Genomic DNA, 12,305 nt, shown 5'->3' with positions numbered 1-12,305 from the left:
AGTCACGGATGTCAGTTTCAGTCTGCAAAGGCCCCGCTTCGGCGGGGTTTTCTTTTTTAAAGGGCAGAGAAGCCAGGCGTCACGGGCCGGTAGATGGATGTCTGTGTGCCGCGGCGGCTTGGCGGCTCGATCCAGATGAAGTTGGCGGAGCGCGGACAAGCTGGGGAAGCTGTCCGGGCGCAACGCCACCGCAAGACATTGGCAGGCTGCGCTTGCCTCCCCTAGCGTCTGATTAGCCCCAGCATCGACGCAGTGCAGTTTTCAGGCTGGCATGTAGACGCCTGTGCCTCCAAGGCCACAGTATCCGCCAGGGTTCTTCGCCAAATATTGCTGGTGATAGGCCTCTGCGTAGTAGAAAGCCGGTAGGTCGGCGATTTCCGTGGTGATGCCTCCAAGCCCGTGCTTGTTCAGCTCTGTCTGGAAGCACGCTTCGCTATCGCGCGCCATTTCGAGTTGCGTGGCGCTAAAGCAGTAGATTGCCGAGCGATACTGGGTGCCGATGTCGTTGCCTTGGCGCATGCCTTGGGTCGGGTTGTGCGCCTCCCAGAACAGCCTGAGCAAGTCGTTGTAAGAAATTTTTTGCGGGTCAAACACCACCAGCACGGCTTCGGTGTGCCCTGTAAGACCGGAACAGACTTCTTCGTAGGTGGGGTTTGGCGTGTGCCCTCCGGCATAGACCACCGCGGTAGTCCATACCCCTGGCTGCTCCCAAAAGCGGCGTTCGGCCCCCCAGAAACAACCCATTGCAAACATCGCCTGCTGCAGGTGCTCCGGGAAAGGGGGCTGCAGCGGGTTACCGCTGACGAAGTGAGCTGCGGGTACCGGAACTGGCTTGGCGCGTCCGGGCAGGGCTTGTCCTGCATCGGGTAGCGCTTGTTTATGAACGAGAATTTGCGAGCGCAGGGTCATTGTGGTCCTCGAGCCTGGGGCGTGTTTTCAGCTAGCCTAGGCTACCAAGCTGACAAATCCAACGCGCATGTGCCCGGACGGTAGGCACAGACCGTTAGAGCCAGTGCGGGTATCGGCGTAGCGAGGTCAGTAGCTGGTCGCCGGGGATGGGCTTGTCGAACAGGTAACCCTGCCCGATATCGCAGCGCTGATGGCGCAGGAAGGTCAGCTGTTCAACTGTCTCGATACCTTCCGCAACCACCTTGAGATTGAGGTTGCGGGCCATGGCGATAACGGCTGAGGTAATCTCGATATCGTCCTGGTTGTCCGGGATGTCCTTGATAAAGCTGCGGTCGATCTTGATCACATCGATGGGGAATTTCTTCAGATAGCTCAACGACGAATAGCCGGTACCGAAATCATCCATTGCCAGCGTGACCCCGAGTGCCTTAAGCCCTATCAGTTGCTGGCGGGTCTCTTCGGTCGCTTCGAGCAGTAGGCTCTCAGTCAGCTCCAGCTCAAGACGGTCGGGTGGTAGCTGTTCTTCGGAAAGAATGGCGGCGATTGAGCCGACCAGGTCGGGATCCGAAAATTGCTTGGGCGACAGGTTGATCGCGACCTGTGGATTGCCGATGCCCAGCGCTGCGAGCTGTAGCCCCATTCGACAGGCCTCCCGTGCTACCCACTTGCCTATCGGGATGATCAACCCGGTTTCTTCGGCAACGCCGATGAATTGATCAGGGCGGATCATGCCTTTTTCCGGGTGGTTCCAGCGCAGCAGCGCTTCCAGTCCCTGGAGCCGACCGCTGCGCAGGCAGAGCTTGGGTTGATAGAAGACTTCTAGCTCATTCTGCACCAGCGCACGGCGCAGATTGTTTTCGACGAATAGCTTGTAGTTGGCCTCGGCGTGCAAGGCTTCGGTAAACACCTGGACCTGATTCTTGCCGTTGGCCTTGGCTTTATGCAGGGCTTGGCCGGCGTGTTTCATCAGCGTCTCGGGATCGCGGCCATGCAGCGGCGAACAGGCCAGGCCCAGGGAGGCGCTGACGCTGATCAGCTGTTTGTCGACAAACAGGGGTTTGTCGAGGATGCGCAGCACTTGATGCGCCAGGAGCCGGCCTTCTTCAAGGTCCATGTTGTCGAGCAGGAGCGCGAACTCGTTGCTGGCGAAGCGTGCAAGCACACTGTCCCGGTTGAGGCTGTTGCGTAGACGGCGAGCCAGGCTGGCCAGCAATTTATCCCCGGTCTGGTGCCCGAGGCTGTCATTGATGCGCTTGAAATTGTCGATATCCACCAGCAACAGACACAGCTGCGGTTCTTTGTTGGTGGCGAAGCGCTCTTCTATGCTGCGAATGAAAAACGGCCGATTTCCGAGGCTGGTCAGGTTATCCGTATAGGCCAGGCGCTCGATGTGCTGCTGCGCCAACTTGCTCTGCGTGATGTCTTCGTAAATGCCGATGTAATGCGTGAGTTCACCGCTCTCACCGAACACCTTGGAAATCGACAGCTGCCCCCAATAGGGCTCAAGATTCTTTCGGCGGCTGCGAAATTCACCCTGCCAGCTGTTGCTTTGCGACAAGGCCGACGAGGTATCGAACAGCAATTCGCTGAGGTTTTCCAAGGCGGTAAGCTCGGCTAGGCGGCGGCCCCGAACCTCATCGGCTGAAAACTGGGTGATAGAGGTGAAGCTCGGATTCACGTACTCGACGATGCCATCACGATCGACCAGAATGAACGCGCTGGCACTCTGTTCGACCGCGCGCTGGAAGAGGTGCAATGTGTAAGTCGCACTGACGCGCTGCTGATTGGCCAGCACCTGCGCATACTGATCGGCCAGTTCACCAGCGAACGCCACCTCGTCGGCATGCCAGGTTCTGACGCAACCGGAGTGTTCTAGACAGAGCACGCCAAACACCTCACCACCGACCCGTATCGTTGCGTCAAGGATCGACGTGATACCCCGTGGTTTGAAAAAAGCTTGCGCAAGTTCCACGGTCCGGGCGTCTTCGGCGATGTTTTGCACATCGATCACTCGCCCCCTGTGCAGCGCCTCCATATAACGCGGACAGCCTGACACTTCCAACGATGAAGGGTATTCGAGGCTGCCACTGTCGCGACAGTAGGCGGCGATGGCTTCTAGATGATTACCCTTCAAATGCCATATCGACGCGCGGGCTATCCCGTAGGCTTCGCTGGCGGCTTGGGTGATCAGCTGGGCGGCCTCGAGCTGCGGGTCGGCTGCGCTGTACCGGTGCCGGGCCAGGCGCACAATCAGACTCTGCTGCGCACGGGAGCGGATCAGGTGTTCGAGGTGCTCATCCTGGGCCTGCTGATAAAACTCCAGGGTCGACCGCAGCTTCGCATTTTCGGCTTCCAGCGCAGGGGAGGCTTCCGCTGCATGGGGTTCGACAATCAGGTAGCCGCGGACCAGATCTCGACCATACTGCTGGCAGAGTTCACCGATTTCCAACATATCCAGCGGCCCACCGCAGGTGTGCAGGCAATACCGGATGGAATAGTGGCCCAGCGTTGCGAGCTGGGCTTGGACAACGTCATGAAGCTTAAGGCGAACCTGCGGTTCCATGAGGCTGGCGTAAGGCGAGTCGATCAGGGAACAGAGATCCTGCGCGGGCTGGCCTAGATAACGTTCGCAGGCAGGGTCTAGAAACAGCAGCGCCCAGCTGGATTCATTCAAACGCTCGAAGCGCAGCATGCCCAGCCTCGAAGGCACTGGCAACTGCGTCACAACCTCGGTCGCCAAACGGCTGGCGGCATCGGTATGTATTTTCATCGAGCGGTTTGCTTCCAGTATGCTGCGGTAGTCGCTTCGTTAGCCGCAGCTTAGACGCTTTTTACGGCGCGGCGATGGCTAAATAATATTAATCACCGCAAGGGTGCATCATGCAGCAGGGACTGACAAGTCGGCTATCAAAGTTACTGTTGATCTCGATCTTCCTGATCGCCACCGGACAGCTCAAAGCTGCCGAATCAAATACCTTGGGCTCGGATGAACCGTCGCGATATCTGGCCGAGCTCAAGACGCTTTACCTGACCACGGACGAACGAAAAGCGCTGCTTGCTCATAGCAATGCACTGCTCAAAACCTATGGATTGCGGGCGGCCTATCAAGTGGGGCAGGCCAACCCAGAGGACCTCGAATACCAGATCAGCGTTGGTGCTCCGGGTGAGTTGCGCATTCGTGAGGAGCGCCGTGATGCGTCCGGCAATGTCGCCGTGCGTAATAGAGGTTTCTCGGTGTTCGGCATGGACCCCTACATCCAATACCAATGCCCGCCGCAGGGTGTCGTGTGCACCTTCGCTGGCAAGGCGGGTGGCGATCCTTGGCTAACCATCCTGCGCGATCCCAAGGGTGCCGAGGAGCTGGCGAAGGCTCTTTCATTCCTGTTCCGCAATTTGCAGAAAGGCTGATGGCGCCTCACGGTGTTAGGTGGCACAAAAAAACCCGCCAGATGGCGGGTTTTTTGTTGCTCATCCGATCACAACAGCATGGTGCGGATGTCAGCCAGCAGCTCGGACAGACGCTTGGTGAAGCGTGCTGCCGCGGCGCCGTTGATGACGCGGTGGTCATAGGACAGCGATAGCGGCAACATCAGGCGAGGCTGGAAGGCCTTGCCATCCCAAACCGGCTGCATCGCCGCCTTGGATACACCGAGGATCGCCACTTCCGGCGCGTTGACGATCGGCGTGAAGCCGGTGCCGCCAATGTGGCCGAGACTTGAGATGGTGAAGCAGGCACCTTGCATGGCATCGGGCGATAGCTTCTTGGTGCGGGCCTTCTCGGCCAACTCTGCCGCTTCGGCTGCCAACTGCAACAAGCTCTTCTGGTCAACGTTGCGTATCACAGGGACCATCAAGCCGTCCGGAGTGTCGACCGCGAAGCCGACATGCACGTATTTCTTGCGAATCACTGACTTGCCGCTTGGCGACAGCGAAGCGTTGAACTCCGGCAACTCCTTGAGCAGATGCGCGCACGCCTTGAGCAGCAACGGCAGCACGGTCAGCTTGACGCCGGCTTTTTCCGCGATCGCCTTCTGCGCGACACGGAAAGCTTCCAATTCGGTGATGTCAGCCGACTCGAACTGGGTCACGTGCGGCACGTTCAGCCAGCTGCGATGCAAGTTGGCGGCACCGACCTGCATCAGGCGGCTCATGGGCACTTCTTCAATTTCACCAAAGCGGCTGAAATCAATGGTCGGGATCGGCGGGATGCCCGCACCGCCCGTAGCGCCTTCGGCCGAGGCCTGCTTGGTCTTGTGCAGCATGTTCTTGACGTAGGCCTGAACGTCTTCCTTGAGAATCCTGCCCTTTGGTCCTGTTCCGGTGACATCAGCCAATTCCACGCCGAATTCCCGTGCGGTCATGCGCACCGCAGGGCCAGCGTGCACCTTGGTGCCGGCCTTGCTCGGCCCGCTCACGGCTGGGGCTGGCGTCGAGGCTGCCTTGGCCTCCGGTACGCCTTGCTTGTTCGGTGCAACGGCCTGCTGCTGGGGCGCTGCTTCCTGCTGCGGCTTCGGCTCGGCTTTCTTCGCCGGAGCTGCGCCAGCCACCTTCAAGGTCAGGATCATGTCGCCGGTCTTGGCATCGTCACCGACCTTGATCGACAGCGATTCCACCACTCCAGCCTTGGGCGCTGGGATCTCCATGCTGGCTTTGTCCGACTCCAGCGTGATCAGTGATTGATCCGCCTCGACGATGTCGCCGGCCTTGATCATGACTTCGATGACCTTGGCGCTGCCGCTGGAGCCGATGTCCGGAATACGAACCTCCTCCACGGACTCGCCTGCAGCTTCGGCTGGTGCTTCTGCGGCCTGCTCGGTCAGTTTCTCCTTGGCCGGGCTTTGTGCCTGGCTGTCCGAGGCGCTGGCCGCTGCCGGCTTGCTCGAAGCGGCGCCCTTGAGGATCAGGATTAGGTCACCGGTACCAACTTCGTCGCCGACCTTCACCGAAATGCTCTCGACCACGCCGGCAGCCGGGGAGGGTATCTCCATGCTGGCTTTGTCGGACTCCAGCGTGATCAGTGCTTGCTCGGCGGCGATGGTGTCGCCGACTTTGACCGAGATTTCAATGACGCTGGCCTTGCCGTCCGATCCGATGTCCGGGACCTTGATCTCCTGCGATTCGCCTTCCTCAGCTGATGCCGACGGAGCTTCATCGCCCGGAGGGGTAGGCGCCTCGGTTTCATCTGCCGGGCCGCCGGTAGCGGCGCCGGCCGGCTCGGCGGCGTCTTCTGTCGGTGCCTCGCTGTTCGGCTCTTCCTCGCTCTCAAGCTCCAGCAGCTCGTCGCCTTCTTTCAGGCGGTCGCCAAGCTTGACCTTCAGGCTTTTCACCACGCCCGCCTTGGGCGCAGGGATCTCCATGCTGGCCTTGTCGGATTCGAGCGTCAGGATGCTCTGGTCGGCTTCGATACGGTCGCCGACCTTGACGAACAATTCGATTACTTCACCCTCACCGCTGCCGATGTCGGGTACGCGTATGGTTTCACTCACAATAGGTTCTCCTGTGCGCACGCATCAGCAATCCAGCGGATTGCGCTTCTCGGGGTCGATACCGAACTCGGTGATGGCGTTGGCCACGACCGTGCGTTCGATGGCGCCGCGAGCGGCGAGTGCCTGCAGGGCGGCGACAGCGACCCAGCGACGGTCGACTTCGAAGAAGTCACGCAGCTTGGCGCGCGAGTCGCTGCGGCCGAAGCCGTCGGTGCCTAGCACCTGGTATTCACGCGACGGAACCCACTGGCGAATCTGATCGGCGAACAGCTTCATGTAGTCGGTGGAGGCGATGACGGGACCTTCGCGGCCTTCCAGACACTGCTCAACATAGCTCTTGCGCGGTTCGTCGGTTGGGTGCAAGCGGTTCCAGTGGTCCACGGCCAGGCCATCGCGGCGCAGCTCGTTGAAGCTGGTCACGCTCCAGACGTCGGCACCCACGCCCATCTTGGCGAGGATGTCCACTGCGGCGCGTACCTCGCGCAGGATGGTGCCCGAGCCCAACAGCTGCACGCGGTGCTTGAAGTCGCCCTTGGCTTCTTCAAGCAGGTACATACCTTTGAGAATGCCTTCCTCGACACCCTGCGGCATGGCCGGCTGCTGGTAGTTCTCGTTCATCACGGTGATGTAGTAGTAGACGCTCTTCTGCAGCTCCATCATCTCGTGCATGCCGTGATGCATGATCACCGCCAGCTCGTAGCCGTAGGTGGGGTCATAGCTGCGGCAGTTGGGGATGGTGCTGGCCAGGATGTGGCTGTGGCCGTCCTCGTGCTGCAGACCTTCGCCGTTCAGCGTGGTACGGCCGGCGGTGCCGCCCAGCAGGAAGCCGCGGGTCTGGGCGTCGCCAGCTGCCCATGCCAGGTCGCCGATACGCTGGAAACCGAACATCGAATAGAAGATGTAGACCGGCAGCATTGGCTGGTTGTAGTTGCTGTAGGCAGTACCGGCAGCGATGAACGAGGAGAAAGCACCCGCTTCGTTCAGGCCTTCCTGAAGAATCTGGCCGTCCTTTTCTTCGCGGTAGTACATCACCTGATCGCGGTCGACGGGCTCGTACAGCTGGCCGACTGGGGAGTAGATGCCGAGCTGACGGAACATGCCTTCCATGCCAAAGGTGCGCGCCTCGTCGGCGAGGATCGGCACGATACGCTTGCCCAGGTCCTTGTCTTTCACCAGTTGCGACAGGATCCGGCCGAACGCCATGGTCGTGGAAATCTCGCGCTCCCCGGAGCCGTCAAGCACCGCTTTGAGAGTTTCCAGCGGCGGCGTCGGGATGCTGAAGCTCTTCGGCCGGCGCTGCGGCAAGGAACCACCGAGCTTCTCGCGGCACTTGCGCAGGTAGCGCATCTCGGCGCTGTCTTCGGCTGGACGATAGAACGGTAGTTCTTCGAGCTGCGAATCGTTGACCGGGATGTCGAAGCGATCGCGGAACATCTTCAGGCTGTCGATATCGACTTTCTTAGTGTTGTGGGCGATGTTCTTCGCCTCACCGGCACCGGTACCGTAGCCCTTGATGGTCTTGGCTAGGATGACCGTCGGCTGACCCTTGTGGTTGACCGCCTGGTGGTAGGCTGCATAGACCTTGTACGGGTCGTGGCCGCCGCGGTTGAGCTTCCAGACTTCCTCATCCGACATGCTCTCGACGCGCTTGAGCAGTTCAGGGTCAGCACCAAAGAAGTGTTTGCGCACATAGGCGCCGTCTTTGGCTTTGTAGTTCTGGTATTCCCCGTCGATCGCCTCGTCCATGCGACGCTGCATGCGGCCGTCTTCGTCGGCGGCGAACAGCGGGTCCCACAGGCGGCCCCATACTACTTTGTTGACGTTCCAATTGGCGCCTTTGAACACGCCTTCCAGCTCTTGGATGATCTTGCTGTTACCGCGGACCGGGCCGTCGAGACGCTGCAGGTTGCAGTTGATGACGAATACCAGGTTGTCGAGGTTTTCGCGGCCAGCCAGGGAAATGGCACCGAGGGTTTCCGGCTCGTCGCACTCGCCGTCGCCGATGAAGCACCAGACACGCTGCTTGCCCTTCGGGATGAAGCCACGGTTTTCCAGGTACTTCATGAAGCGCGCCTGGTAGATCGCCGTGATCGGGCCCAGGCCCATGGACACGGTCGGGAACTGCCAGAAGTCCGGCATCAGGTGCGGGTGCGGGTAGCTCGACAGACCTTGGCCATCCACTTCCTGTCGGAAGTTGAGCATCTGATCTTCGCTCAGGCGGCCTTCGAGGAACGCGCGCGAATAGATGCCAGGAGAGGCGTGGCCCTGATAGTAGATCAGGTCGCCGCCATGCTCTTCAGTAGGCGCCTGGAAGAAGTAGTTGAAGCCGATGTCGTAGAGCGTCGCACTGGAGGCGAAGGTGGAAATATGTCCACCCAGGTCCGGGTCCTTCATGTTTGCGCGCATCACCATTGCCAGCGCGTTCCAGCGGACCAAGGAGCGGATGCGGCGTTCCATGAACAGGTCGCCGGGCATCTTGGCTTCGCGGGTAACGGGGATGGTGTTGCGGTACGGCGTGGTGATGCCGTAGGGCAGCGGTGTGCCGCTACGGGTGGCCAGCTCCCCCATCCGGGTCATTAAATAATGGGCGCGGTCTTCGCCTTCGCGGTCGAGAACTGACTCGAGGGCGTCCAGCCATTCCTGGGTTTCGACGGGATCGAGATCTTGCATGGCTTGCTCCAGGGCGGAAAGGCTTCCAGAATCGGTTGCCTGCTTCGCGGCCAGCTTTGTGGGCCGGCGCGTATATGTTCTTGGATGTTTGCCGGGGGTAGAGCCGGGCTCTGTAGTTTTACTACAAAACCGCGGCTGATTCAGCCCCCTGTCACATTCTTTCGTAGTAAAACTACATCGCGGCGAGCCGGTCTAGCTGGCTGGCTCCGGCGTCAGGGGCTCTAGTCCGGACGTTTTCGCTATCCCTCTAGCCATTCTTGCGCTAAGGAAACATTCATGAGTTTGCCATCGCTGGTTGCACTGCCGCCGTCGCTTGAATCTTTGGTCACCCGTGCCGAGGAGACGTTCCTCGGCGCTCTGCGCGACTCATCGGAGCAGGCTGAACAGCGGTTCTTGGCATGGCCGACGATGCGTCGTGAGGCTTTCGGTCGGGTTTGCGCCGCCAGCGACTTCGTCAGCGAACAGGTTAGCCGAGATCCTGAATTGCTGCTCCAGTTGGCCGAGAGCGGCTTGCTGGAGCGATCGTTGAAGGCGGGCGAAATGCGTGCAGTGCTCGCAGAGCTGCTCAGCGACTGCCCGGACGAAGAGAGCCTGGCCAATCGGCTACGCCGGTTCCGCAACCGCCAACAGGTACGAATCATCTGGCGTGACCTTACTCGTCAGGCTGATCTCGCCGAGACCTGCGGCGATTCGTCCGACATGGCTGACGCCTGTATCGATCTTGCCTATCAATGGCTGTATGAGCGCCATTGCGAGCAGTTTGGTGTGCCGACCGGTCGGCGCAGCGGCGAAGCGCAGCAGATGGTCATCCTTGGCATGGGCAAGCTGGGCGCGCGCGAGCTCAACCTGTCATCCGATATCGACCTGATCTTCGGTTATCCGGAAGGCGGCGAAACTGTAGGCACCAAGCGTTCGCTGGATAACCAGGAATTCTTCATTCGCCTCGGTCAGCGGCTGATCAAGGCGCTCGATGCGCCGACCCTGGACGGCTTTGTCTTTCGCGTCGACATGCGTTTGCGGCCTTATGGCTCGTCCGGCTCGCTGGTGCTGAGCTTCAATGCACTGGAACAGTACTACCAGGACCAGGGGCGCGACTGGGAACGCTACGCCATGATCAAGGCTCGGGTGGTCGGCGGCAGCGAAGCGGCCGGCAAGGAGTTGCTGGAAATGCTCAGGCCCTTCGTCTATCGGCGTTACCTCGATTTTTCCGCGATCGATGCGCTGCGCACCATGAAACAGCTGATCCAGCAGGAAGTGCGGCGCAAGGGTATGGCCGCCAACATCAAGCTGGGCTCGGGTGGCATTCGCGAGGTGGAATTCATCGCTCAGGCTTTCCAGCTCATCCACGGGGGGCGCGACCTGAGCTTGCAGCAGCGACCCTTGCTCAAGGTGCTGACAACCCTGGCCGGGCAGGGCTATCTGCCGCCTGCTGCGGTCGAGGAATTGCGCGAAGCCTATGAATTCCTGCGTTACACCGAGCATGCGCTGCAGGCCATCGATGATCGCCAAACACAGATGCTGCCGGACAACCAGATCGATTGTGATCGCGTCGCCTTGATCATGGGGTTCAGCGATTGGGAAGCCTTCCATCAGCAGCTTCTGCATTGGCGCGGTCGAGTAGATTGGCATTTCCGTCAGGTAATTGCCGATCCCGACGAAGACGAAAGCGCCGAAGGCGAGTCGTTGGCAGGTGGCGAGTGGCTGCCATTGTGGGAGCAGGATTGGGATGAGGAATTTGCCTGCCGTCAGTTGAGCGATGCGGGTTTTCGCGACGGTCAGGCCGCCTGCCAGCGACTCGCGGCTTTGCGTAGCGGCAATCAGGTGCGGACCATGCAGCGCCTCGGCCGTGAGCGTCTCGATGCCTTCATCCCTAGGTTGTTGGCTCAGGCGGTTGAACAGGAAGATCCGGATTTGGTGCTGGAGCGTGTGCTGCCGCTGGTCGAGGCGGTTGCCCGGCGTTCGGCCTATCTGGTGCTGCTGACCGAAAACCCCGGCGCCCTGCAGCGTCTGCTCGAGCTTTGTGCTGGCAGTCCGTGGATCGCCGAGCAGATCGCGCGCTTTCCGTTGCTGCTCGACGAGCTGCTAAACGCGGGGCGGCTGTTCAGCCCGCCGCTGGCGCCGGAACTCGCCGCGGAGCTGCGCGAGCGGCTGGCGCGCATTCCCGAGGACGACCTCGAGCAGCAGATGGAAGCGCTGCGCCACTTCAAGCTGGCGCACCGACTGCGGGTTGCGGCTTCCGAGATCGCCGGCACCTTGCCGCTGATGAAGGTTAGCGATTACTTGACCTGGCTCGCCGAGGCCATTCTCGAAGAGGTGCTGGCCCTGGCTTGGCGCCACACCGTCGCGCGGCACGGCCAGCCGAGGCGTGTCGACGGTTCGCTGTGCGATCCGGCCTTTATCATCCTGGGCTATGGCAAGGTCGGCGGAATCGAGCTTGGCCACGGCTCTGATCTGGATCTGGTGTTCATCCATGACGGCGACCCGAACGCCGAAACAGACGGTGCCAAGCCCATCGATGGCGCACAGTTCTTCACCCGTCTGGGTCAGCGCATCATTCATCTGCTGACCACCCAGACGACTTCAGGCCAACTCTACGAGGTCGACATGCGCCTTCGTCCGTCAGGCGTATCCGGCTTGCTTGTCAGCTCGCTGAATGCCTTTAGTCGCTACCAGAGCGAGGAGGCCTGGACTTGGGAGCATCAGGCGTTGGTGCGGGCCCGAGTGTTGGTCGGCTGTCCACAGCTGGCAAAGGATTTCGAGAGCGTCCGTGCTTCGGTGCTGGGGCGCTCGCGCGATCTCGAACAGCTGCGCGGCGAAGTCAGCGAGATGCGCACCAAGATGCGTGACAACCTCGGGACCCGCTCCACTCAGGCCGGCATGGCTGACAAAGCCTTTTTGGCGGAGGGTGAGTTCAATCTCAAGCAGGACGCCGGTGGTATCGTGGATATCGAATTTATGGTGCAATACGCGGCTTTGGCGTGGTCGCACCAGCATCCGCAACTGCTGCGCTATACCGACAATATCCGCATTCTCGATGGGTTGGAGCAGGCCGGGTTGATGACCGGCGATGAGGTTCGGTTGCTGCAGGATGCCTACAAGGCATACCGCGCTGCGGCCCACCGGCAATCACTGCAGAAACTGCCTGGCGTTGTGAGCGGAGACCAATTTCATGACGAGCGTCGCGCGGTGATGCGCATCTGGCGCGAGCTGGGACTTAGCTGACTCGTCAAACAGCATTTA

At 60.5% G+C, this 12,305-nt stretch carries 6 protein-coding genes; 2 read left to right on the top strand and 4 right to left on the bottom strand.

All coding sequences use genetic code 11. From position 1 onward, the window contains the following. Window positions 1-261 precede the first annotated feature (261 nt). Together msrA and ACQKIK_RS08485 are read right to left on the bottom strand one after the other, a co-directional pair. Window positions 262-909: a peptide-methionine (S)-S-oxide reductase MsrA gene (gene msrA / locus ACQKIK_RS08490; RefSeq protein WP_499135589.1), complete on the bottom strand. Its 648-nt coding sequence runs from the start codon at window positions 907-909 to the stop codon at window positions 262-264. A 94-nt stretch (window positions 910-1,003) separates the two neighbouring features. Next, a complete protein-coding gene (locus tag ACQKIK_RS08485) occupies window positions 1,004-3,679 on the bottom strand; it encodes a sensor domain-containing protein (protein WP_499135588.1) in 2,676 nt (891 codons plus the stop codon). A 110-nt stretch (window positions 3,680-3,789) separates the two neighbouring features. On the opposite strand from ACQKIK_RS08485, the gene ACQKIK_RS08480 reads away from it, so the two are divergent. Continuing rightward, window positions 3,790-4,317: a hypothetical protein gene (locus ACQKIK_RS08480; RefSeq protein WP_256044638.1), complete on the top strand. Its 528-nt coding sequence runs from the start codon at window positions 3,790-3,792 to the stop codon at window positions 4,315-4,317. 68 nt (window positions 4,318-4,385) lie between these two features. On the opposite strand, the gene aceF is transcribed toward ACQKIK_RS08480, so the two are convergent. Next, window positions 4,386-6,395, bottom strand: coding sequence for a dihydrolipoyllysine-residue acetyltransferase (aceF, locus tag ACQKIK_RS08475; protein ID WP_499135587.1), 2,010 nt, complete (start codon window positions 6,393-6,395; stop codon window positions 4,386-4,388). A 24-nt stretch (window positions 6,396-6,419) separates the two neighbouring features. Then, window positions 6,420-9,065 carry a pyruvate dehydrogenase (acetyl-transferring), homodimeric type gene (aceE, locus tag ACQKIK_RS08470; RefSeq protein ID WP_499135586.1) on the bottom strand — a complete coding sequence of 882 codons (2,646 nt, stop codon included), beginning with the start codon at window positions 9,063-9,065 and terminating at the stop codon, window positions 6,420-6,422. A gap of 276 nt (window positions 9,066-9,341) precedes the next feature. Between aceE and glnE the strand changes: the two genes are divergently transcribed. Next, window positions 9,342-12,287, top strand: a complete 2,946-nt coding sequence (glnE, locus tag ACQKIK_RS08465) for a bifunctional [glutamate--ammonia ligase]-adenylyl-L-tyrosine phosphorylase/[glutamate--ammonia-ligase] adenylyltransferase (RefSeq protein WP_499135585.1) — start codon at window positions 9,342-9,344, stop codon at window positions 12,285-12,287. Window positions 12,288-12,305 lie beyond the last annotated feature (18 nt).

This window comes from Pseudomonas sp. NPDC047961 (assembly GCF_050272435.1).
In the GTDB taxonomy this organism is placed as follows: domain Bacteria; phylum Pseudomonadota; class Gammaproteobacteria; order Pseudomonadales; family Pseudomonadaceae; genus Stutzerimonas.
The sequence above is the reverse complement of the archived record's forward strand: the minus strand, read 5'-3'. Positions and strand labels throughout refer to the sequence as shown.